Consider the following 21,250-nt stretch of genomic DNA (forward strand, 5'->3'; position numbering starts at 1 on the left):
TGCGTCCCTTCGTCCAGTGGACGCTTCTCCCGGCGCGAACGCATCCGGCCTGTCGAGTGTTGGAGTCGATTTGGCCCTTCCTTGTCGGAAGGCTCCTGTCACCCGGCCTGATCTTTGCTTTTCACGATAGTCCTTTGCCCTTCTATGGGCCGGTTCGTTCGGCGTTCTTTGCCGCCACGACGGCATCGAAGACGTCCCGCTTGGGAATTCCCGCTTCGGCGGCGACGGCGGCGATGGCCTCCTTGCGCCGCTCCCCCGCCTCCTCGCGCACCCGCACCCTGCGCACCAGCTCGGCGGCGTCCAGTTCCTCGGCCTTCTCGGGGGCGCCCTCGACGACGACGGTGATCTCGCCGCGGACGCCCTCGGCGGCCCAGGCGGCCAGCTCGCCGACCGGGCCGCGCTTGACCTCCTCGTACGTCTTGGTCAGTTCGCGGCAGACGGCGGCGCGCCGCTGGGTGCCGAAGACCTCCGCCATGGCGGCGAGGGTGTCGTCGAGCCGGTGGGGCGCCTCGAAGTAGACGAGCGTGCGGCGTTCCTCGGCGACCTCCCGCAGCCGGGACAGGCGCTCGCCGGCCTTCCTGGGCAGGAAGCCCTCGAAGCAGAAGCGGTCGACGGGCAGGCCGGACAGCGCGAGTGCGGTGAGCACGGCGGAGGGGCCGGGGACGGCGGTGACCTTGATGTCCTTCTCGACCGCGGCCGCGACCAGGCGGTAACCGGGATCCGACACGGAGGGCATCCCGGCGTCGGTCACGAGCAGGACCCGCGCCCCGCCGACGAGCGCCTCGACGAGTTCCGGGGTCCGGGCGGCCTCGTTCCCCTCGAAGTACGACACGATCCGCCCCGTCGGCTGGACACCGAGGGACTGGGTGAGGCGGCGCAGCCTGCGCGTGTCCTCGGCGGCGACGACATCGGCCCCGGTCAGTTCCGTGGCGAGCCGTGGCGGCGCGTCGGAGATGTCGCCGATGGGAGTGCCTGCCAACACAAGGATTCCTGTCACGGTCCCATCCTCGCAGGGGCGCGGCCCGACAAGCTCATCCGACCGGAAGGGGCCCATGCACGGGACTCCCACAGACCTGTTCCCTACGATGGCGCGGTGACCAGTACCGCGTCCTCCACGGACACCCGGCAGGGCCAGGCCGCCGACACCCGACGGCCGTCGTGGCAGCATCGGCTGCGCCGATTCGGCTACACGGCGCCGCCCCGAAGTGATGTGCGCGACCGGCTCGTACCGCCGTACGCCAAGCCAGGCCCCGGAATCTGGGCCTCGCTCGGGCTGCGCCAGGAGGTCGCCGACCGTTTCAACCGCTGGTCGGGCTGGGTGGGCCCGCTCCTGGTGACCCTGCTCGCCGGGTTGCTGCGGTTCTGGAACCTGGGCAGCCCGAAGGCGGTGATATTCGACGAGACGTACTACGCCAAGGACGCCTGGGCGCTCTTCCACCGCGGCTACGAGGTCAACTGGGCGAAGAACGCCAACGACCTGATCCTCCAGCGCAACGGGCACGTCTCGGTCCCCAGCGACGCCGCCTATGTCGTGCACCCGCCGGTCGGCAAGTACGTCATCGGGCTCGGCGAGTGGATGTTCGGCTTCAACCCCTTCGGCTGGCGCTTCATGACGGCGCTGCTCGGCACGCTGTCGGTGCTGCTGCTGTGCCGGATCGGACGCCGGCTGTTCCGCTCGACGTTCCTCGGCTGCCTCGCGGGCACGCTCATGGCGGTGGACGGTCTGCACTTCGTGATGAGCCGCACCTCGCTGCTCGACGGCGTGCTGATGTTCTTCGTGCTGGCGGCCTTCGGCTGTCTGGTCGTGGACCGGGACAAGGCGCGGGCCAGGCTGGCCGCCGCGCTGCCCGCCGACGAGAACGGCTTCGTCCGCCCCGACGCGCACATCGCCGAGACGACCCGGCTGGGCTGGCGGCCCTGGCGCTGGGGGGCGGGCCTGATGCTGGGCCTGGCCATCGGCACCAAGTGGAACGGGCTGTACATCCTCGCCGCGTTCTGTGTGATGGCGGTCCTGTGGGACGTGGCCTCGCGCCGGGTGGCGGGCGCCCGCCACCCCTACGCGGCATCGCTCCGGCACGACACGGGCCTCGCGTTCCTGGCGACGGTCCCGGTCGCCCTGTCCGTGTACCTGGTCTCCTGGACCGGCTGGATCCTGTCGCCGGACAACGGCAAGGGCGGCTACTTCCGCAACTGGGCCATGACGGACGGCAGGGGCGGCAACTGGACCTTCCTCCCGGACTGGCTGCGCAGCCTGTGGCACTACGAGCACGAGGTCTACAAGTTCCACGTCGGGCTGTCGTCGCCGCACACCTACCAGTCCAATCCGTGGAGCTGGCTCGTCCTCGGCCGCCCGGTCTCGTACTTCTACGAGTCCCCGCTGCCCGGCAAGGACGGCTGCCCCGCCGACGCGGGCGACAAGTGCGCCCGTGAGGTGCTGGCGCTCGGCACGCCCCTGCTGTGGTGGGCCGCCTGCTTCGCGATCCTGTACGTGCTGTGGCGCTGGGCCTTCCGCCGCGACTGGCGGGCGGGCGCCATCGCCTGCGCCGTCGCGGCCGGCTACCTCCCCTGGTTCATGTACCAGGAGCGCACGATCTTCCTCTTCTACGCCGTCGTCTTCGTCCCGTTCCTGTGCCTCGCCGTGACGATGATGATCGGCGCGATCCTCGGCCCACCGGGCGCCGGAGAACGCCGCCGCGTCATCGGCGCGGCCGGAGCAGGCGTCCTGGTCCTCCTGATCCTCTGGAACTTCATCTACTTCTGGCCCATCTACACCGGCACCGCGATCCCCATCGACCAATGGAGATCCCGGATGTGGCTGGATACGTGGGTCTAGCCGGGCAGACGACAGCGGCGGTCCGACACCTTGTCGGACCGCCGCTGTCGTTGCCGGTCGTCAGTGGTCGTCGCCGATCGTGATCCTGCCGGCCGGGACAGCAACTGCCGGAGCGGTCATCGGTCGCCGGGAGTAGGTCCTGCGCCTCAGGCGCGCTTCGGGCCTGCCTGGCTAGGGTCGGACCCCATGGAGACCACGGGAATCGTCCGCCGCGAGACGGCGGAGCGTATACGCGACGCTCTGGAGCGGCTCGTCACCGAGCGGGACGTGTGGGTGTCGACGGCTCACCCTGATCACGGGCCGCACCAGGTGCCCCTGTGGTTCCTGTGGGACGGGCGAGCGATGTGGATGTGCACCGGCGCCACTTCCGTGACTGCGCGGAACGTCCTCAAGGAGGCGCGCGTGCGCCTGGCGCTGCCGGACACCTTCGACGTGGTGCTCCTCCAAGGTGAGGCGGAGTGCTTCCCGGACCAAGAGGTGCCCGGAGACGCAGCGGAGGCGTTCGCCGAAAAGTTCGGGTGGGACCCACGCGTGGAAGAGGGTTCCTTCCTGTATGTGCGAGTGGTCCCGAGGACGGTGCGCGCCTGGCGCGGCGAGCCGGAACTGCGCGGGAGAGTCGTCATGCGCGACGGAATATGGCTGGACTCGGCATCATCGGCGCCGACATCCGCCTGACCGTGGCTGGATAGGTGGGGCCGGACCGACCCGGCTGGCCGAAAAGAAGCGCATGGACGCATCCGTGAATGGTGTTCACGGATGCGTCTCCGTGGTTTGAGCAACAATTCGGCGAAGGTCTGCACCACGGGCCCCGTCCGCACCTACAGTGCGAAGTGAACCGGCTTTTCTGAACGCGTTCAGAAGTTCGGAGGAGGGTTCACGGGGAGGGATTCGCGCGATGCGCAAGGGGGCCAGGGCTGCCGTCATAGGCAGTGTGTTCGCGGTGATGGTGGGAGGCGCCGGGTACGGCGCCTACAACGTGGTGACCTCGATCAGCGGGGGCGGTGCGACGGGAGACGGCGGGCCCGCCGCGGTGAAGACCGGGCCGCCGAGCGGCGCCGAGGTCAAGGAGGCCAGCCGCGCGTTCTTCGCGGCCTGGGAGAAGGGCGACGCGGCCGAGGCGGCCGCGGACACGAACTACGCGTCGAGCGCCGAGGGGCTGCTCGCCGGCTACCGCGACGACGCGCATCTGACCGACGTGAAGATCACGCCGGGCGCCACGTCCGGGACTCGGGTGCCGTTCTCCGTCAAGGCGACGGTGTCGTACGACGGGAAGAGCAAGCCGTTCGCGTACGACTCCGAGCTGACCGTCGTCCGCGGCGAGACCACCGGAAAGGCCCTGGTCGACTGGAAGCCGTCCGTCGTCCACCCGGAGCTGAAGGACGGGGACACCCTGGTCACGGGCGAGTCGGCGAGCCCGGCGATCGAGGCCGTGGACCGGAACAACGTTGTCCTGACGAAGGAGAAGTACCCGTCCCTCGGGCCGATCCTGGACGCGCTCCGGGAGAAGTACGGCGACACGGCGGGCGGCAGCCCCGGTATCGAGCTGTCGATCCGGCACAGCGGTGGGAGCAGCGGCGACACGACCCTGGTCACTCTCGCCGAGGGGCGGGCGGGCAAGGTCCGTACGACGCTCAGCGCGAGCGCGCAGGCCGCCGCGGAGAAGGCCGTCACCCAGTTCGCCGAATCCTCCGTGGTGGCCGTCAAACCCAGCACCGGAGAGGTGCTCGCCGTGGCCAACCACCGAGCGGACGGCTTCAACGCGGCCTTCCTCGGCAAACTCGCGCCCGGCTCCACGATGAAGATCATCAGCGCGGCGACCCTCATCGACAACGGCATCACGACGGCCAACGGCCCCGCGCCCTGTACGGACACCGCGGCCTGGCAGAGTCAGACCTTCCACAACCTCAAGGGCATGCAGCCGCAGGAGAACGCCACGCTCTCCGACAGCTTCGCGCGCTCGTGCAACACCGCTTTCGTGAAGTACGCGGACGAGGTGAAGGTCGACTCCCTCACCAACGAGGCCCAGCAGCGCTTCGGACTCGGTCAGAACAACTGGAAGACCGGCATCGATTCCTTCGACGGCTCCGTACCCGCCTCCGGCGGCCCGGACACGGCGGCCAACATGATCGGCCAGGGCCAGGTCCAGATGAGCCCGCTGAACATGGCGTCGGTGACCGCCACCGCGATGACGGGCGTCTTCCGGCAGCCGGTCATCGTGCCGCGCTCCCTCGACGACCGTGAACTGGCCACCGCGAAGGGCCTGTCCAGCGCCACGGTCGCGCAGCTCCGCGCGATGATGAACCGCACGGCCGTCAGCGGCACCGCGGCCCCGGTGATGAGCGCACTCGGCGGCAGCATCGGAGCCAAGACCGGCTCCGCCGAGGTCGACGGCCAGGCCAAGTCCAACAGCTGGTTCACCGGGTACCGCAACGACATGGCGGCCGCCGCCATGACGCAGGAGGGCGGTCACGGCGGTCAGGCGGCCGGCCCGATCGTCGCAGCTGTGCTACGAACGGTCGGCTGAAGTCGCTCCGCACAGGACGGGACCCTAGGGTGGTGCTTCTCGTTGAGGAGCGAGAGGCACGGGGGCATCACGGGGCATCACGGGGCACCAGGGGACGGCGGAGGAAACAGGGCTGTGGGCAAGAGAAGGCGCGTCGCCGAGCGACGGAAGACGAAGCAGCCCGCCGTACTCGGCGGGGTGATCGCCGTGGCCGTCGTCGGCGGGGCGCTGGGTGCCTACAGCCTCTACGGCAGTGGGGCGTCGGCCGACGAGGGGACCACGGCCACCACCCGCAAGGCCGTCAAGACGGGCCCGCTGTCGGCCGCCGAGGTCACCATGGCGTCCACCGCCTTCCTGAACGCCTGGCAGAGCGGCGATGTCACCGCGGCGGCCGCGGCGACCGACGACTCGGCCGCCGCCACGACCACACTGACCGGCTTCGGCAAGGACGCCCACGTCAGCGACGTGACCCTGACCGGCGGCAAGCGCTCGGGCGCCGACGTCCCCTTCACCGTCAAGGCCAAGGTCACCTACAAGGGCATGACCAAGCCGCTGTCGTACACCTCGAAACTGACGGTCGTGCGGGGGGCCAAGGACGGCGTGGCGCAGGTCGGCTGGAAGCCGTCCGTGGTCCACCCGGACCTCCAGGACGGCGACCGGCTGGTGACCGGTGAGGCCGGGACGCCGCCGGTCACCGCCATCGACCGGCACGGCGGTGAGCTGACCGCCGCCAAGTACCCCTCGCTCGGCACGGTCCTCGACGGGCTGCGCGAGAAGTACGGCAAGACGGCCGGCGGCAAGGCGGGCATAGAGCTGCGCGTGGTCCGCAAGGCCGCGGCCAAGGGCGCCCAGAAGACCCCCGACAAGACCCTGCTGACGCTCAGCGCGGGCACGCCGGGCAAGGTGCAGACGACGCTCAGCCCGACCCTCCAGGCGGAGGCCGAGCGTCTGGTGGCCGCCAAGCCCAAGGCGTCGGTGGTGCTGATGCGGCCCTCGACCGGTGAGATCCTCGCCGTCGCGAACACCGGCCACGGCTTCAACACCGCCTTCCAGGGCTCCCTCGCACCCGGCTCCACGATGAAGGTCATCACGGCGTCGATGCTCTTCGAGAAGGGCCTCGCCTCCCCCGACAAGCCGCATCCCTGCCCCAAGACGGTGACGTACGGCGGCTGGAAGTTCCACAACGACGACGACTTCGAGATCAAGAACGGCACGTTCAAGGCGAGCTTCGCGCGGTCCTGCAACACGGCCTTCATCTCCCAGGCCAAGAAGCTGAAGGACGACGACCTGACCAAGCAGGCCCAGCAGGTCTTCGGCCTGGGCCTGAACAACTGGGCCATCGGGGTGCCGTCGGCGGACGGCTCGGTGCCGGTGCAGAGCGCCGCGCAGATGGCCGCCGAGCTGATGGGCCAGGGCGGGGTCCGCATGAACCCGCTCAACATGGCGTCCGTCGCCTCCACGGTCCAGTCCGGCACCTTCCACCAGCCGTACCTGGTCGCCCCGTCGGTCGACCACCGCACGCTGGCCAAGGCCTCCCGCACGATGTCCGCGACCACGCTCGCCCAGCTCCGCGAGGTCATGCAGTACACGGCCGCCGCCGGCACCGCCGCCGAGGCCATGGCCGGACTCGGCCCCGACTACGGTGCCAAGACCGGCTCCGCCGAGGTCGACAACCAGAAACAGCCCAACGGCTGGTTCACCGCGTGGAAGGGCGACCTGGCCGGAGCCGGCGTCGTCCAGCAGGGCGGCCACGGCGGCAGCACGGCGGGCCCGATCGTGGCAGCCCTCCTGAAGGCGGGCAACGGCGGCTGACACCCGCTCCACGGCTCCGGGAAGCACTCCCGGCCCCGCGGATCCGCCCGGGGCAGGGGCGCCGCGCCGCCCGGGGGTGCAACTGCCCAGGATCAGACGGGAGTCGGGGAACGCGGCGATGTCAGTGCGGCCTTCTACGCTCCGCGCATGACGTTCTCGCTTCCCGAAGGCCTGCCGTCCGGCCGCAGCGTACCCGCCGGCTCACCGGTCATGTGGTACGCCGACAAGATGCCGTACGCCCCGCTGCTGGACGTGTGGACCCTCGCCCAGCGGCAGCAGGACGCCACCGGCCTGCGGCCGATCCTCTGCTACGCGCACGACGACCACCCGCGCTCCCTCGGCCTCGCCGAGATAGCCGCCGTCGACCTCGAAGCCGCGATGGAGCAGGCCTGGCACGACGACCGACGGCGCCGGCTCGCGTGGCGGGCCGAGCCCTCCGCTCCATCGGCGGTCCCCGAGGACCTCGCGGAGTTCATCGAGCCCTGGGAGGACGACCCGGGTCCGCCGTTCGACCGGTGGCCGGGCCTGGCCCCCGCCACCCTCTCCTCGGGCGTCGACCCCGACGAGGCCGCCCACGCGGCGATCTTCGCCCACCTCATGCACGAGGGAGAGCCGGGAATCTCCCTCGGCCTCGTGAAGGCCGCGCGGAGCGCCGACATCCCCGCCGTCATCGGCTGGCGCGCGGGAGGACCCCTCACCCTGCTCTGCGCGCTGCTGCGGAGCTGGGAGGACCGTTTCGGGGCGCGTGTCCTGGCCGTGATCGGATCGACGCTGTACGTCTCCGTCGCGAGCCCGCCGCGCGACGAGCGGCAGGCGACGCGCATCGCCGTCGAACACCTGCTGACCACGGCCGACAACATCGTCGACGACCCTCCGACGCCATTCCCGCGCTACGCGGCGTCCCTCGTCGACGCCCCGCTGTGGAGATTCTGGTGGGACTGAGGCCAGGGGCCCGGCGGCCTGTCCGGGACCCGCTCGCGTGCGCCGTACACCGGCCACTAGCGTGCGGTGCATGAACGTCACCGATGAGAACGCCGGCGAGGGCCAGTCCTCCGTCGAGAACGACACCGACCCCCGTTTCGCCGAGGCCCTGCGGGAGCTGGGCCTCGGCGAGGTGCTCGCACGTGTCCGGCGCTTCCCCGCCACGGCCCGCACCACCGCCGAGGCCGCCGCGGCGATCGGCTGCGATCCCAGCCAGATCTGCAAGTCACTGTTCTTCGCGGCGGACGGGGCTCCGGTGCTGGTGCTGCTGGACGGCTCGGCGCACGTCGGCATGGAACTCGTGCGGCGGCAACTGGGCGCCGAAAAAATCACCCGGGCGGGGGCACACCTCGTGCGGGAGTCGACCGGGTACGGGACCGGTGCGGTGCCGCCCTTCGGACACCGTACGAGGATCCGTGTGCTGGTGGACCGTTCGGTGCTCGGCCACGACACGGTGTGGACCTCGGCGGGCACGCCGTTCACCGTCTTCCCCATGGACCCGCGGAGCCTGATCGCGCACGCGGGCGGCACGCTGGTGGACGTGCGCGAGCCGATGGCGTGACGCCGCTCGCCGCCGCGGCCATCACCTTCGACGGCCGCCTCTCAGCGGCCCGTCGGTAGCCCCAACTACCCTCAGTTGCACCCCTCGTTCGACGGCCCCGTCCTCGGCATCACCCTGACGCCGAGGATCAGAACAACGAGCTGACGGTCCGCAGCCCTAACTCTCGCTCCAGGTCATCGGGTTGATGCGGCGGTGTGCCGTGCCGGGCCCTCGTCCGCGGTGCGTCCATACCGTATGCCGAACAGCAAAGCCTCTTTCTGTGGCGCCAGTTGGCGTCAACCCGGGTCCGGGCCCTCCGCCGGACGCGATTCCCTCCGCGCTCCGACCACTCGGCGCTACTGCTAGTGTTCAGCCCGTCACGCTAGGCAACTAGCTATCACGTGTAAGCAATGGAGAACCGAGGGTTCCATGCGTAAGTTTCAGCAGGTCGTGATCGCAGCAGTAGCGGTGGCCGGTGGCCTGTCCGCCATGGGTGCCGGAACAGCTGTCGCCGACACCCATGACAAGGGACCGCGGACGGTGGACCTTTACCGCCCCTACCAGGAGTGCAGCCCGCAGACGGTGTCGGAGAACGACATCCCGATCGGAGTGCTCGGCTTGGGCCAGACCCGGGACACCGCCTGCGGCCAGCACAACCGCGCCTTCAACGGCTGAGGTCAGCGACGTCAGCATCGCGACGTTCGGCACGGGATCCCTTCGGGTTAACCCGAAGGGATCGAATGCCGGCAGCCGGCCGCCTTGATCTCAGTGCGAGCCGGCCAGGGCTGGTGAAGCCCAGAGGGAACGGCCGTTCAGGTCGGCTATGCCCTGCACGTTCCCCCGACCAGCGGCTCCATCCGCCTGTCAGGCCAAATGTCCAGCCGACGCGGAAAGTTGGAAAGGCCCGGTGCCGCAGGCCACACCTGCGGCGCGGCCGATCGTGAGGGAGCGGCGCCCGGGGCGCCCGTACCAAAGGACACGCATCATATGTTCAACAGGAAAAAGATCGTGGCCCTCTCGGGGCTCATCGGCGGGCTCGCCGTGACGTCCATGGGCTTCACGCATGCGCACGCCGCGGGAGACCCGGCATCTTGCACTCGGAACCTCCAAGGGGACGTCATCTGCGTGCAGCACATCGAAGGCAGGACCACCGGGCGCGACGCCATTCCTCACCAGGAGACCTGCATGCCGGTGCAGGCCGTGACGCTGCCCGCCCCTTCGGGCAACGGCACGACACGGCTCGGCCCCCGGGTGACCTGTTCACCTGCCACGTCTGGAGCACCTCGGCCGATCGAAGGAAAGCGGGAACTGCCCGACATCCTCCCCTGAGGAATGCGACGGCTGAACCCCGCCCTATGGCGCCAATGACGCTCTACCCCATACGGGGCTCCAGTGCGACATGGGGCGTAAATCCCCGATTGATTACACCTGGCGTGCAAACGTTTACGGTAAGTGGTCATTCCGGGCGATATGCCTGGACCAGGAAAGGGTCATTTATGCGTAAGTTCCAGCGCGCCATGGTCGTAGCGGCAGCCGTAGCGGGGCTGTCCGCCCTCGGCGCCGGCATCAGCTTCGCCGACGGTAACGACAGCGTGCCTGTACCGGTCACCGCCGTCGCCAGCACGTCCGCCAACGCCGTGGCCGTCGGGGGTGGCTACTACCTCCAGCCGCAGGAGCAGGTCCAGCCGCAGGAGCAGAAGCAGGCGCAGGAGCAGACCCAGCCGCAGGAGCAGGGTCAGCCCCAGGCCCAGCCGCAGGAGCAGGGTCAGCCCCAGGTCCAGCCGCAGGAGCAGATCCAGCCGCAGGTCCAGCCCCAGGAGCAGGCTCAGCCCCAGGCCCAGCCGCAGGAGCAGATCCAGCCGCAGGAGCAGATCCAGCCGCAGGTCCAGCCCCAGGAGCAGGCTCAGCCCCAGGCCCAGCCGCAGGAGCAGGGTCAGCCCCAGGAGCAGGGTCAGCCCCAGGAGCAGACTCAGCCGCAGGAGCAGACTCAGCCGCAGGAGCAGACTCAGCCGCAGGAGCAGGGTGACAACGGCTAAGCGCCAGAGCTCCGAGTGAAGGCCCGCCGCGGCCTCATTCAGCGTCGGGGATACGGACCGAGCGGTGCGCTGAGTGATATCCCGTGGTGCAGGTAGCCCGGACGCCGAGTTCGCGTCCGGGCTACAACCATCCTGCCGGCGGACAAGGATTCAATTGCCCGATTTTCTCGACGCCGATAACGCCGGTCAATAAAGAATTATCTGATTCTTCACCATAAAGGAATTCAACGCATGCTCCTTTCACAGAAGACTGCGGCCGTCGCGGCATTCGCCGGAAGCCTCGCCGCCATCTGCCTCGGCGCTACAGCACATGCCGGGGTGAACGCGGGCGCCTGCCCCACCGAGCAGAAGGACGTCGCGTGCGTCCAGAAAAATGAGACGTACACCGACAAGGACGGCACGCACGTCATCGAGCAGGACCAGCAGTGCTCGACAACGGACCGACCGCACGTGGTCACCCAGCAGGACCAACTCCTGGGAAGCGCCCCCGCCAAAGTGGGGCCGGTTGTGGAGTGCAACAACACGGCCACGCTGCCCAAGGGGTTCAAGAAGCCGCACTTCGGCGTCTGAGCGTTCACGGAAAATGCTGGTCCGGGGAAGGGTTCCCGGACCAGCATTTCGTTTTCGAAGAGGCTGGTGTTCGGCCATCGCACCCCTCGGGACGTGCCGGGGTGCGACAGCCTCACAGCTACGGCCTTCGCATTGATCCCATGCTTCCGTGACGGAGCGCAGGATCAGGCGAAGGCCGCTGCTGCGTTCGGCGTCTTAGCCGCCAAACTTGTTGTTGCAGCCCGCGGTCGAGCCCAGCGACGTCTTCTGGCCGCCCGGGTTGCCCTCGCCGCCCAGGAGGTTGCCGCCCAGCCCGTTGCCGATGCCGACCTGACCGAGGACATCGAGGTTCAGGTCGTGCGACTGACAGGTGCTGTGCTGCGAGACCTTGAAGCTGTCGCCCCCGTCCCAGCCTTGATCTGCCTGGGCGACGCCGGCGCCCAGAAGCCCGACGTTTCCGAGGACGGCCATCAGGACAGCGGCCGTGCGGAGCTTGCGCATGCCATCTCCAGAAGAAGTGAGGTGAATGCGATCTGCGAGAGATCGCCTCTATGTGACGCGAAGAATTCAAGGGCTCCAGAACGGAGCTCCCGGAAGGGGCCAGCGCAACGCTGTGCCGCCTCGGAAGTGGTTTGGCGCACATGAAGGTCCCGGCACTTTGCCCTGAGGCTCAGTGCCGGGACCGTTCACGGTTAAGCGTTTTTACGCCTAAGGGGACTTCAGAAGGCGCTGTTGTTGCAGCCCTGGCTCGAGCCGAGCGAGGTGGACTGGGCGCCCGGGTTGCCTTCGCCGTTGAGGGCGTTGCCCAGCAGGCCGTTCAGCACGCCGACCTGGCCGAGGACGTCGAGGTTCAGGTCGTGCGACTTGCAGCTGGAGCTCTGCGTGACGCTGAACTGGTCGCCGCCGCCCTCGCCGTGACCGCCGGCGTAGGCCGTACCGCCAACGAGCCCGATGCTGCCGATGGCAGCGACCAGGACCGCAACGTTGCGAAGCTTGCGCATTTCATCTCCGTGTGGGGGTGAGTTTTTGCGATCTGTGGGTAGATCGCGGTTACAGGGCAGAACATTAGCGACAAATGCCTTGAACTGGACAACGACACGCTGGTTTTATGTCGCCAAGGTTTTTATGTCGCCGAGGAAGCACCGAAAGTCGTATCGCGGGACGAGCCGAGCCCGGTCCGTCCACCGCCAGTGCCCGGCATCGACGTGGTCGTCCGTCAGTGCTGCTGCACGTTGGCGAAAGAATTCGTCTGGCTGTTGGCCTGGGTGCATTCGACGCCCCGGGTCTGGGACGAGGCGAGCAGGGCGATCGGGACGTTCGCGTCGAGCAGGGTCTGCGGGCTGCACTCCTGGTACGGACGGAACAGGTTGGCCTGCCCCGCCGAAGCGCCCTGCTGCTGCCGCGGCGCTTCAGGAGCGATCCGCGGGCTGAGCTGCGGATTCAGCTGCGGGCTGACCTGCGGGGAAACCTGAGCGCCACGCGCCGGCGCCAGCTGTTGCCGAGCCGGCGAGCCATAGGTCTGCGCGGTCGCCTGAGCGGAGGACGCCGAGGCCGCCTGGGCATCGGGCTGCGAAACCGGGTGCGGTGCAACGCCGTTGGGTGCGGACGGGGTGACGGCGGAGCTTGGGCCGGCGCCGACGCCCGCCAGGCCGCCGGCTGTTGCGGCGACGAGCGCGATCTTGTGAAGCATACGCATGAGTTTCCTCGGCTCTTCAATTGACCTGTGCACGGAAGCTGATGTGCCGATGCGGCAGCGCAGTCTTCGCTGTCCTCGCTGCTCCATTCGGCCGCGATGGGCCATCCCTATCGCCCCGTGGGGAACGAAAAAAACACGGGCTCGAAACGGGTGCGGGGGTGTGGTCACCCATTCGGTGCGGCGTGCGAGCCGTGACGCCCGGGCCGGCGGACGGCAAATGGGTGACGGCCCGTCGAGTGCCGTGACCACGGCGCCGAAATCTCGTTCCTCGGAGGAGAGGGCAGCGACCGCAAACCTTTGACAGGTAGAGGATCCGCTGCCAACTCCGATACGAAGTCCGCGTGCTCCTCGAGACAACCGTAGCCTCCGGCGCGATGCGAGTGACGCACCAACTGCACGCGTGACCGCATTGATTGCAATGGACTCACATCTCAGGTAACGAAGGGCCGAGGGTTTCATGCGGAAGCTTCACAAGGCCGCGCTCGTCGTCGCGGCGGCCAGCGGTTTGGCCGGCATCGGCGCCAGCGGCAGCTATGCCGACTCACCGGAGGGGCGCCTCAGTACCACCCCGGCATCGGTTCCGGATCAGGCGGCTGCTCCGGCCGCGGCTCCCCAACCAGCCCCACAGGCCGCCCCGTCAGGACCACAGCAGACCGGATACGCCTCGGCCTCGGCATCGTCACAGGGGACGGCCCAGGCCTCCAGCACGTCGAACCCGCAGCAGGCCGCTCCCGCACGGTTCGTGCAGGCCGCACCCGCACAGCCTGCGCAGGCCGCACCGGCACAGGTCGTGCCGCAGGTCATGCCACAGGTCATGCCGCAAGTGGCCCCCCAGGTAGCGGTACCCCAGGTACTCGACTCAGAGGCCCCGATGATGGTCGCCCCCCAGGTGAACCCGCAGCTCAACCCTCAGGTGAACCCGCTCGTCGACGGGACGATCACGCCCACGAGCGCACCGGAACTGGCTCCGGTCGCCCTCGGGCAGATCGCGGCCCCGCCCATCGGGCAGCTGGGACTTCCCCGACTCGGCTGACAGCCCGCCCCCTGCACATCCGCTGTCCTGACTGAACAGGTCAGATCCCCGCACTTCCTCCAAGGAGCTTCACATGCGCAAGTTGCACAAGGTAGTTCTTCTGAGCGTCCTCCTCGGCGGTGTCGGCTCCTTCGGCGCCAACACCGCTTTCGCCTACGGCGATGAGGGCCACGACACCGACAGCATCGACATCACGCAGGGCGTCGAGTGCCGCTCGCACGACATGAACATCGAGGTGCTCGGCAGCGTCGGCGCCCTCACCGGCCTGGCCGGCAACCTGCTGAACGGAGAAGGGGCCGCGGGCGCGCAGAAGAGCCATCTCGGCTCCGAAATGGGCTGCAACAGCCGGGCGCTCTGACCGTACCTGCCTGCCTTGTCGATTTAGCCGGCACCATCCCTGCATCGGGATACACGGAGGCGGCGTGGACGCATGAAGCGTTCACGCCGCCTCCGTTTTCATGAGCCTTCTCGCCATCGGGCTGAGCGGACGAACGGGCGGACAGGAACCGGCAGCCCCCCTGTGCCCCACCAAACAGGTTCGATGGGGCTGAACAGGCATCCGGGTCAGCGAGTTGGGCGGAAGCGGCGGTACAGGAGCGCACCCGCAAGGAGGGACGCGGCGCCGCCTGCGAGGGCTGGCACAGTCAGATCCGCTCCTGTGTGGGCCAGCGTGGACGTCGCCATGTCCGGGGTGTCCGGAACGGCCTCATGCCGGGGGGCCGGGGTTCGTGACACCGGGGGCGTCGGGGCCGAGGGCTCGGGGGCCGGAGTTGTTCGGGGAACGTGCGGGTGAGCGTGGTGACCGCCGTTGACCGACTGGTTGCCGTACGCCGGGTTACCCACGCCGACCGCGTTGACGCTGTTCCCGGAAACGTTCACCGGCAGATCGACCGGGAGCTGCAGACCGTTGCCTGAGAGCAGCCCGGGCGAGTCCGTGACGCGGCCATCAGCCGAGGCTCCGCCCGCCGTGTCCGATCCGCCGCCGGTTTCCGCACCGTCGGCCTCGGCCGTGTCCTTGTTCTTGCACACGTTGCCCACGGCCGGGTTGAGCAGCCCCACGACGTCCACCGTGTTGCCGCAGAGGTTCAACGCCGCGGACAGGGGAACCTGGATGTTGTTCCCGGAAAGCACTCCGGGCGAATCGGCCGCCGTAGCCCCGGCGTCAGCACCGTCGGCCGCGAAGACGGCGGACGCGGGAAGAGCCACGGCCATCGCGCCAGATGCGGCGGCAACAGCGAGCACACGGTTTCGAGTAGCCCGTCTCATAAATATGTACCTTTCTAGCGTCACTGCGGGCAATCACCCGCACACCTGCAAACGCTGGAAAAGCAACAGGGTTATGGCGTGCCGCCTTCCAAGTCGCCGTGCCGGGCTAAAAGGCCTCAACAAATGCCGTCGATCATGTGAATATCGGTTTGGTCGCTCGCTGCTCTTTTCATGGTGATCGTGACGAAGAGACAACCGCGGCCGTGGAGATATCTCGCCGGCATCGCGGCAGTCCCTGCAGACAGGCACGTAAACGGCCGTTGAATGCGGGGCGACGGCCGTTGAATGCGGGGCGATGGATACGTCGCTTTACCGTTCGACGTGCCATACCTTCTCCCCTGCGACCGTCGCGGCCGCGACGGTGCTGCCGACGGATCCACGGCCGCCGGCGTACATCCAGGAGTCACACACGGCCGACGGGCGGCTCTCCGACGGTTTGGCGGCCTGCCGTGGTCGGGCGGCCTGCCGTGGTCGGGCGGTTACGCGGTGACGGCCGTCCGCACCGCCCGGACCAGCGCCTGGGCCCGTGCGTCCGCCGTCACGCTCTTGCGGAAGCCGTTGGTGACATAGCCGAACGCGATGCCCGACTCGGGGTCGGCGAAGCCGAGGGCGCCGCCGCGCCCGGGGTGGCCGAAGGAACCCGGGGAGAGGAGCGGCGACGCTCCGCCGTGGAGCATGTAGCCGAGACCGAACCGGGTGCTGACGACGAGGACCCGGTCCGGTCCCGCGGACTGCTCCGTCCGCGCGGCCGCCAGCGTCTGGGGCGTGAACAGCCGGACGCCGTCCACCTCCCCGATCAGCGCGGCGTAGAAGCGGGCGAGGCCGTCGGCGGTGGCGATGCCGTTCGAGGCCGGGAGGACGGCGGAGCGGTAGCCGGGATCGTTCTCGTCGGGCATCGGGGTGATCGCGGCGAAGGCGCGGCGGGTGAGACTGCCCGGGTCGGCGTACGCCTCGGAGACCGCTCGCTTGGGGCGGGTCCTGAGACCGCCCGGCATGGCCGGTGCCTCGATCTGAGCGACCCGGCCCACCCGGCCGGCCACCGTCTCCGGAAGCCCGACCCACAGGTCGAGGTCCAGCGGCCCGGCCACCTCGTCCGCGATCCACCGGCCGAGGGTGCGTCCGGTGACGCGCCGGACCAGCTCGCCCGTCAGCCAGCTGTACGTCTGCGCGTGGTACCCGTGCTCGGCTCCCGGCTCCCATACGGGCGTCTGGGCGGCCACCGCCGCGGCCGCGAGGTCGGGGTCGGCGGCCTCGGCGGGGGTGAGCGGACGGTCGAGGACGGGCACGCCGGCCCGGTGCGCGAGCAGATGCCGTACGCGCGTGTGCTCCTTGCCGTGCGCCTTGTACTCGGGCCAGTAGACGCCGACCGGCGCGTCCAGGTCGAGGTGTCCTCGCTGGGCGAGCAGCAGGAGTACGGCGGCGGCGACGCCCTTCGTCGCGGAGCGCACGATCTGCGCGGTGCCCGGCTGCCAGGGCTCGGTGCCGTCGACGTCACGGGTGCCGCCCCACAGGTCGACGACCTTGTGCCCGTCGCGGTACACGGTGACGGCGGCGCCCCGGTCCCCCAGCGCCGCGAAGTTGGCCGCGAACGCCTCCCTGACCGGTTCGAAGCCCTCCGCCACTGTGCCGTTCACGTCCACGCCCGCGCTCCCTGTCGCCTCACCGCTGCCGATGACGAGTGCAACACGCGTCCGCGGCCTTCGATTCCTAGCCCAGCAGGATCGTGACCTCGATGTTGCCGCGGGTGGCGTTCGAGTACGGGCAGACCTCGTGCGCCTCGTCCACGAGTTTCGCCGCCACGGCCTCGTCGACGACGGGGAGCGAGACGCTCAGGGCGACCGCCAGTCCGTAGCCGCGCTGCTTGTTGGGGCCGATCCCGACCTTGGCCGCGACCGTGGAGCCGGAGAGGTCGAGTCCGGCCCGGCGGCCGACCATGACCAGCGCGTTGTGGAAGCAGGCGCTGAATCCGGCCGCGAACAACTGCTCCGGGTTCGTGCCGTTCCCGTCGCCGCCCAGCGCCGGCGGCATCGCGACCTTCAGTTCGAGCTGCCCGTCCTGACTGGTCACATAGCCGTTCCGGCCGCCGTGCGCGGTCGCCTCGGCGACATACATGATCTTCGTCGGACGGGTGTCGACAACGGTGCCGTCGGACACGGCAGGCCTCCCCCGGGGCGGGCAACAGAAGGTGGCGCACACATGCATCGCGCACAAGTGCATGGTGCACAAGGTACTGGCCGGTATGGAGCGCGGAAAGCCTCGGGGTACCCATTGCCGATCATGTGATCCGGCCCCGGCCCCGGCAGCCTCGGCAGGGGGCCGGTCCCGGTGTCAGCGTCCGCGTGCCGCCGCGTTCTCCGCGCGTTCGGTCAGCCGGCGCAGCTCCTCGCGCAGGCGCGTGACGTCGGCCTCGCTCAGGCCTGTCGCCGTCAGCAGCGCCTGCGGCACCTCCTCCGCGCGTTCCCTGAGCACTTCGCCGCGCCCGGTCAGCGCGACGCGCACCGAGCGTTCGTCCTGCGCCGAGCGCTCACGGCGTACGAGCCCCGCCGACTCCAGCCGCTTGAGCAGCGGCGACATCGTGCCGTAGTCGAGGTGCAGGGCGGCGCCCAGTTCCTTGACCGTGGTCTCGCCGCGCTCCCACAGGACCAGCAGGACGAGGTACTGCGGGTAGGTGAGGCCGAGTTCCTCCAGCAGCGGGCGGTACGCGGCGGTCACGGCGCGCTGGGCGGCGTACAGGGCGAAGCACAGCTGGTCGTCGAGCAGCAGCGACCCGGCCGGCGGCCCGACGTCCTCTTGTTTCGTCACGCCCCCATTGTCACGGAGCGCGGGTCGAACCCGAAGGGCAGCTCCAGACGATGGGTGCGCATGAGCCCGTCGTCGGAGAGGAGCTCGCCGGTCCCGCCGTCGGCGACGATCACGCCCTCGCTGAGGACGAGGGAGCGGGGGCACAGTTCGAGGGCGTACGGCAGGTCGTGGGTGACCATGAGGACCGTGACGTCCAGCGAGCGCAGGATGTCCGCGAGTTCACGCCGGGAGGCGGGGTCGAGGTTGGAGGAGGGCTCGTCGAGGACGAGGATCTCCGGCTCCATCGCCAGCACCGTCGCGACGGCGACCCGGCGCCGCTGCCCGAAGGACAGGTGGTGCGGAGGGCGGTCGGCGAAGGCTTCCATGCCGACGCGCTCCAGCGCCGTGCGGACGCGGGCCTCCAGCTCGGCGCCCTTGATGCCCGCGGCGGCCGGCCCGAAGGCCACGTCCTCGCGCACGGTCGGCATGAAGAGCTGGTCGTCCGGGTCCTGGAAGACGATGCCGACCCTGCGCCGGATCTCCGCCATGTGCCGCTTGCCGACCGGGAGTCCGGCGACCGTCACCGTTCCGGCGCCGCCGGTCAGGATGCCGTTGAGGTGCAGGACGAGGGTGGTCTTGCCGGCGCCGTTCGGGCCGAGCAGGGCGACGCGCTCGCCGCGTCCGATCCGGAAGTCCACGCCGAACAGGGCCTGGTGCCCGTCCGGGTAGGCGAACGCGAGGCCGGAGACCTCCAGAGAGGGTGCAGCAGACATCACAGCGTCCATCCCAACAGACATACGACAAGGGCGGCGAACGGAAGGGCGAGGGCGTACGACCACTGCGCCCGGGACGCGGTCACCTCGTCGATGACGGGCATGGAACCGGCGTACCCGCGGCTCACCATGGCCAGGTGCACGCGTTCCCCGCGTTCGTAGGAGCGGATGAACAGCGCGCCCGCCGACTTCGCGAGCACCCCCCAGTGCCGCACTCCGCTCGCCGCGAAGCCGCGCGACTCCCGCGCGATCCGCATGCGCCGCATCTCGTCGGTGATGACATCGCCGTAGCGGATCATGAAGGAGGCGATCTGCACGAGGAGCGGCGGGAGTTTCAGCCGCTGGAGGCCGAGGAGCAGCTCACGCAGTCCGGTGGTCGAGGCCAGCAGGACGGAGGCGGCGACACCGAGGGTGCCCTTGGCGAGGACGTTCCAGGCGCCCCACAGGCCGTTGACGCTCAGGGACAGTCCCAGCACGTCCACCCGTTCGCCCTCCGCCACGAAGGGCATCAGCACCGCGAACGCGACGAACGGGATCTCGATCAGGAGCCGTCTCAGCAGGACGCCCGCCGGTACGCGGGCCCGGTGGGCGACCACCGCCAGCAGCACGGCGTACAGCGCGAACGCCCACATGGCCTCGCGCGGGGTGGAGACGACCACGACCACGAAGGCGAGGGCGGCGGCGAGTTTGGTGTGCGGCGGCAGCGCGTGCACGGGGGAGTCCGCGTGCCGGTACAGCTGGTGCGCGTGACCCGCCCCCACCTCAGACGCCTTCCGGCACGGAGGCGGGCGAGGTGTCGGCCGTACGGCGCCTGCGGACCGTCCAGAAGACGCCGGTGCCCGCGACGACGGTGACGCCGACGCCGATCACCCCGGCGAGACCACCGGACAGGCGGGCGTCGGAGACGTCCTTGACTCCGTATCCGGCGAGCGGCGAGTCCTCGGAGGCGTGCGCCTTCGCCTTCGCGTCGATGCCCTTGTCCTTGGCGACCTTCTCCAGGCCGTCGGGGCTCGCGGAGGCGTAGAAGCTGACGAATCCGGCGAGGACGAGGGAGGTGACCAGGCCGGTGATCCACACCTTGCGGTGCGAGGAGCGGGCCGCGACGGGGGCGGCGGCCGCGGGGACGTCGACGAGTTCCCCGTCCACGCGCAGCTTGAGGCGCTGCTGGAGGCCGCGGGCGCCGTGGACGAGGTCGGGCCGTACGGCGATGACGGCGCCGACGGTGAGCGCCGTGATCACGGCCTCGCCGATGCCGATGAGGACGTGGACGCCGACCATGGCCGTGGCGACCTTGGAGAGCGCGATGTCGGTGGTCCCGCCGACCGCGTAGATGAGGGTGAAGGCGACCGCGGCGGCCGGGACGGAGAGCAGCGCGGCGACGAATGACGCGACGGTGACCGAGCGCCGCTTGCGGGGCAGCACCGTCACCAGGCCGCGGAAGACGGCGTACGAGACGACCGTGGTGACGATCGCCATGTCGGTGATGTTCACGCCGAGCGCGGTGAGGCCGCCGTCCGCGAAGAGGATTCCCTGCATGAGCAGGACGACGGAGACGCAGAGGACGCCGGTGAAGGGGCCGACGAGGATCGCGGCCAGGGCGCCTCCGAGGAGATGTCCGCTGGTCCCGGCGGCGACCGGGAAGTTCAGCATCTGCACGGCGAAGATGAAGGCGGCGACCAGGCCGGCGAGCGGCGCGGTCCGTTCGTCGAGTTCACGGCGGGCACCTCGCAGGCTCACGGCGACGGCGCCTGCGGCGACCACGCCTGTGACCGCGGAGACCGGGGCATTGATGAATCCGTCAGGAACGTGCACCGTCCGATGATAATGCCTTGTTGCGAACGACTTGCAAGAGCGGGAATGCGCGAACAGCTTGCGACGGGCAGGCGTACGGGAGCAGTTCGCGGGCGCGGAGGGCGTGGACCGCCCGCGGATGTGACCACCGCGCACATGAACGCGCCGCGACCGGGCAGGCGTCCTCGAGGGAGGGCCGCGGACGGCCGGAGAGCGGTTTCCTCCAGATGTGCGACATTGGAATGGTGACGGGATTCACATCTTCCGCATAGGTCACACAGCGTAAGGAGTCGGTTCATGCACGCCGTCGAGCAGTACGCCCGCGCTCATATCGTGACGGACACCGCCGACTCCCTCGACGACGAACACCGGGCCGTCCCGGTGGCCCTCCGGTACGACCCGGAGACGGACCCCCGCCAGGTGCGCATCACGCTGCCCGGCCCTCACGAGTGGACCTTCGACCGCGAACTCCTGGAACGGGGTCTGCGCGTCCCCGTCGACAACGGCGACGTACGCATCTGGCCGTGCGGCCGCGTCCAGGCCGTCCTGGAGTTCCACTCGGCGCAAGGAGTGGCGGTCGTGCAGCTCGACACGAAGGCGCTCATGCGCTTCCTCCGCCGTACGTACACGGCCGCCACACCCGTGGCGCACTGAG

24 protein-coding genes are annotated in these 21,250 nt (G+C 69.6%); 13 read left to right on the forward strand and 11 right to left on the reverse strand.

What is annotated here, in order from left to right; all coding sequences use genetic code 11:
• Positions 1-142 precede the first annotated feature (142 nt).
• Positions 143-997: a 16S rRNA (cytidine(1402)-2'-O)-methyltransferase gene (rsmI, locus tag OG485_RS19275; protein ID WP_328669566.1), complete on the reverse strand. Its 855-nt coding sequence runs from the start codon at positions 995-997 to the stop codon at positions 143-145.
• A 96-nt stretch (positions 998-1,093) separates the two neighbouring features.
• On the opposite strand from rsmI, the gene OG485_RS19280 reads away from it, so the two are divergent.
• From OG485_RS19280 to OG485_RS19325, 10 genes are all read left to right on the forward strand, one after another.
• Positions 1,094-2,833: a dolichyl-phosphate-mannose--protein mannosyltransferase gene (locus OG485_RS19280; protein ID WP_328669567.1), complete on the forward strand. Its 1,740-nt coding sequence runs from the start codon at positions 1,094-1,096 to the stop codon at positions 2,831-2,833.
• Positions 2,834-3,019: 186 nt separating this feature from the next.
• Positions 3,020-3,508: a pyridoxamine 5'-phosphate oxidase family protein gene (locus OG485_RS19285; RefSeq protein ID WP_328669568.1), complete on the forward strand. Its 489-nt coding sequence runs from the start codon at positions 3,020-3,022 to the stop codon at positions 3,506-3,508.
• A 220-nt stretch (positions 3,509-3,728) separates the two neighbouring features.
• The gene (locus OG485_RS19290) at positions 3,729-5,357 is read left to right on the forward strand and encodes a penicillin-binding transpeptidase domain-containing protein (protein ID WP_328669569.1); all 1,629 of its coding nucleotides are present in this window, start codon (positions 3,729-3,731) and stop codon (positions 5,355-5,357) included.
• A 114-nt stretch (positions 5,358-5,471) separates the two neighbouring features.
• Positions 5,472-7,148: a penicillin-binding transpeptidase domain-containing protein gene (locus OG485_RS19295; protein WP_328669570.1), complete on the forward strand. Its 1,677-nt coding sequence runs from the start codon at positions 5,472-5,474 to the stop codon at positions 7,146-7,148.
• A gap of 147 nt (positions 7,149-7,295) precedes the next feature.
• Positions 7,296-8,090 carry a DUF4253 domain-containing protein gene (locus OG485_RS19300; RefSeq protein ID WP_328669571.1) on the forward strand — a complete coding sequence of 265 codons (795 nt, stop codon included), beginning with the start codon at positions 7,296-7,298 and terminating at the stop codon, positions 8,088-8,090.
• Positions 8,091-8,160: 70 nt separating this feature from the next.
• Positions 8,161-8,691 carry an aminoacyl-tRNA deacylase gene (locus tag OG485_RS19305; protein ID WP_328669572.1) on the forward strand — a complete coding sequence of 177 codons (531 nt, stop codon included), beginning with the start codon at positions 8,161-8,163 and terminating at the stop codon, positions 8,689-8,691.
• Positions 8,692-9,099: 408 nt separating this feature from the next.
• The gene (locus OG485_RS19310) at positions 9,100-9,345 is read left to right on the forward strand and encodes a hypothetical protein (protein WP_328669573.1); all 246 of its coding nucleotides are present in this window, start codon (positions 9,100-9,102) and stop codon (positions 9,343-9,345) included.
• Between the two features lie 312 nt (positions 9,346-9,657).
• The gene (locus OG485_RS19315; RefSeq protein WP_328669574.1) at positions 9,658-9,999 is read left to right on the forward strand and encodes a hypothetical protein; all 342 of its coding nucleotides are present in this window, start codon (positions 9,658-9,660) and stop codon (positions 9,997-9,999) included.
• Between the two features lie 167 nt (positions 10,000-10,166).
• Positions 10,167-10,706, forward strand: coding sequence for a hypothetical protein (locus OG485_RS19320; protein WP_328669575.1), 540 nt, complete (start codon positions 10,167-10,169; stop codon positions 10,704-10,706).
• A 231-nt stretch (positions 10,707-10,937) separates the two neighbouring features.
• Positions 10,938-11,276, forward strand: coding sequence for a hypothetical protein (locus OG485_RS19325; RefSeq protein WP_328669576.1), 339 nt, complete (start codon positions 10,938-10,940; stop codon positions 11,274-11,276).
• 195 nt (positions 11,277-11,471) lie between these two features.
• On the opposite strand, the gene OG485_RS19330 is transcribed toward OG485_RS19325, so the two are convergent.
• From OG485_RS19330 to OG485_RS19340, 3 genes are all read right to left on the reverse strand, one after another.
• Complete coding sequence (locus OG485_RS19330; RefSeq protein ID WP_328669577.1) at positions 11,472-11,756, reverse strand: hypothetical protein; 285 nt, start codon at positions 11,754-11,756, stop codon at positions 11,472-11,474.
• Positions 11,757-11,974: 218 nt separating this feature from the next.
• Complete coding sequence (locus OG485_RS19335) at positions 11,975-12,256, reverse strand: hypothetical protein (RefSeq protein WP_328669578.1); 282 nt, start codon at positions 12,254-12,256, stop codon at positions 11,975-11,977.
• 215 nt (positions 12,257-12,471) lie between these two features.
• A complete protein-coding gene (locus OG485_RS19340; protein ID WP_328669579.1) occupies positions 12,472-12,945 on the reverse strand; it encodes a hypothetical protein in 474 nt (157 codons plus the stop codon).
• Between the two features lie 463 nt (positions 12,946-13,408).
• On the opposite strand from OG485_RS19340, the gene OG485_RS19345 reads away from it, so the two are divergent.
• Both OG485_RS19345 and OG485_RS19350 read left to right on the forward strand, forming a co-directional pair.
• Positions 13,409-13,984, forward strand: a complete 576-nt coding sequence (locus OG485_RS19345; RefSeq protein WP_328669580.1) for a hypothetical protein — start codon at positions 13,409-13,411, stop codon at positions 13,982-13,984.
• Between the two features lie 73 nt (positions 13,985-14,057).
• Positions 14,058-14,342 carry a hypothetical protein gene (locus OG485_RS19350; RefSeq protein ID WP_328669581.1) on the forward strand — a complete coding sequence of 95 codons (285 nt, stop codon included), beginning with the start codon at positions 14,058-14,060 and terminating at the stop codon, positions 14,340-14,342.
• 206 nt (positions 14,343-14,548) lie between these two features.
• Here OG485_RS19350 and OG485_RS19355 read toward each other — a convergent pair whose 3' ends face one another.
• From OG485_RS19355 to OG485_RS19385, 7 genes are all read right to left on the reverse strand, one after another.
• Positions 14,549-15,196, reverse strand: a complete 648-nt coding sequence (locus OG485_RS19355) for a chaplin (RefSeq protein WP_328669582.1) — start codon at positions 15,194-15,196, stop codon at positions 14,549-14,551.
• A 533-nt stretch (positions 15,197-15,729) separates the two neighbouring features.
• Positions 15,730-16,890 carry a serine hydrolase domain-containing protein gene (locus OG485_RS19360; RefSeq protein WP_328669583.1) on the reverse strand — a complete coding sequence of 387 codons (1,161 nt, stop codon included), beginning with the start codon at positions 16,888-16,890 and terminating at the stop codon, positions 15,730-15,732.
• A 67-nt stretch (positions 16,891-16,957) separates the two neighbouring features.
• Complete coding sequence (locus OG485_RS19365; protein WP_443048925.1) at positions 16,958-17,362, reverse strand: organic hydroperoxide resistance protein; 405 nt, start codon at positions 17,360-17,362, stop codon at positions 16,958-16,960.
• A gap of 216 nt (positions 17,363-17,578) precedes the next feature.
• Positions 17,579-18,052, reverse strand: a complete 474-nt coding sequence (locus OG485_RS19370; protein WP_326787250.1) for a MarR family winged helix-turn-helix transcriptional regulator — start codon at positions 18,050-18,052, stop codon at positions 17,579-17,581.
• Positions 18,049-18,804, reverse strand: coding sequence for an energy-coupling factor ABC transporter ATP-binding protein (locus OG485_RS19375; RefSeq protein ID WP_328669585.1), 756 nt, complete (start codon positions 18,802-18,804; stop codon positions 18,049-18,051). The genes OG485_RS19370 and OG485_RS19375 overlap by 4 nt, the downstream gene beginning before the upstream one ends.
• A complete protein-coding gene (gene cbiQ, locus OG485_RS19380) occupies positions 18,804-19,565 on the reverse strand; it encodes a cobalt ECF transporter T component CbiQ (protein WP_328669586.1) in 762 nt (253 codons plus the stop codon). The genes OG485_RS19375 and cbiQ overlap by 1 nt, the downstream gene beginning before the upstream one ends.
• Before the next feature lies 1 nt (position 19,566).
• Positions 19,567-20,616 carry an energy-coupling factor ABC transporter permease gene (locus OG485_RS19385; RefSeq protein WP_328669587.1) on the reverse strand — a complete coding sequence of 350 codons (1,050 nt, stop codon included), beginning with the start codon at positions 20,614-20,616 and terminating at the stop codon, positions 19,567-19,569.
• A gap of 276 nt (positions 20,617-20,892) precedes the next feature.
• Here OG485_RS19385 and OG485_RS19390 point away from each other — a divergent pair, with 276 nt between their 5' ends.
• Positions 20,893-21,249 carry an SsgA family sporulation/cell division regulator gene (locus OG485_RS19390; RefSeq protein ID WP_328669588.1) on the forward strand — a complete coding sequence of 119 codons (357 nt, stop codon included), beginning with the start codon at positions 20,893-20,895 and terminating at the stop codon, positions 21,247-21,249.
• Position 21,250: the final 1 nt, after the last annotated feature.

Source organism: Streptomyces sp. NBC_00328 (genome assembly GCF_036139655.1).
GTDB lineage: Bacteria > Actinomycetota > Actinomycetes > Streptomycetales > Streptomycetaceae > Streptomyces.

Coding starts and splice junctions, on each gene's coding strand:
- OG485_RS19305 (WP_328669572.1), top strand. CDS start 8,161: ATGAACGTCACCGATGAGAACGCCGGCGAGGGCCAGTCCTCCGTCGAG.
- OG485_RS19310 (WP_328669573.1), top strand. CDS start 9,100: ATGCGTAAGTTTCAGCAGGTCGTGATCGCAGCAGTAGCGGTGGCCGGT.
- OG485_RS19320 (WP_328669575.1), top strand. CDS start 10,167: ATGCGTAAGTTCCAGCGCGCCATGGTCGTAGCGGCAGCCGTAGCGGGG.
- OG485_RS19330 (WP_328669577.1), bottom strand. CDS start 11,756: ATGCGCAAGCTCCGCACGGCCGCTGTCCTGATGGCCGTCCTCGGAAAC.
- OG485_RS19340 (WP_328669579.1), bottom strand. CDS start 12,945: ATGCTTCACAAGATCGCGCTCGTCGCCGCAACAGCCGGCGGCCTGGCG.
- OG485_RS19285 (WP_328669568.1), top strand. CDS start 3,020: ATGGAGACCACGGGAATCGTCCGCCGCGAGACGGCGGAGCGTATACGC.
- OG485_RS19315 (WP_328669574.1), top strand. CDS start 9,658: ATGTTCAACAGGAAAAAGATCGTGGCCCTCTCGGGGCTCATCGGCGGG.
- OG485_RS19335 (WP_328669578.1), bottom strand. CDS start 12,256: ATGCGCAAGCTTCGCAACGTTGCGGTCCTGGTCGCTGCCATCGGCAGC.
- OG485_RS19355 (WP_328669582.1), bottom strand. CDS start 15,196: ATGGCCGTGGCTCTTCCCGCGTCCGCCGTCTTCGCGGCCGACGGTGCT.
- OG485_RS19350 (WP_328669581.1), top strand. CDS start 14,058: ATGCGCAAGTTGCACAAGGTAGTTCTTCTGAGCGTCCTCCTCGGCGGT.
- OG485_RS19300 (WP_328669571.1), top strand. CDS start 7,296: ATGACGTTCTCGCTTCCCGAAGGCCTGCCGTCCGGCCGCAGCGTACCC.
- OG485_RS19375 (WP_328669585.1), bottom strand. CDS start 18,804: ATGTCTGCTGCACCCTCTCTGGAGGTCTCCGGCCTCGCGTTCGCCTAC.
- OG485_RS19290 (WP_328669569.1), top strand. CDS start 3,729: ATGCGCAAGGGGGCCAGGGCTGCCGTCATAGGCAGTGTGTTCGCGGTG.
- OG485_RS19325 (WP_328669576.1), top strand. CDS start 10,938: ATGCTCCTTTCACAGAAGACTGCGGCCGTCGCGGCATTCGCCGGAAGC.
- OG485_RS19365 (WP_443048925.1), bottom strand. CDS start 17,362: ATGTATGTCGCCGAGGCGACCGCGCACGGCGGCCGGAACGGCTATGTG.
- OG485_RS19345 (WP_328669580.1), top strand. CDS start 13,409: ATGCGGAAGCTTCACAAGGCCGCGCTCGTCGTCGCGGCGGCCAGCGGT.
- OG485_RS19390 (WP_328669588.1), top strand. CDS start 20,893: ATGCACGCCGTCGAGCAGTACGCCCGCGCTCATATCGTGACGGACACC.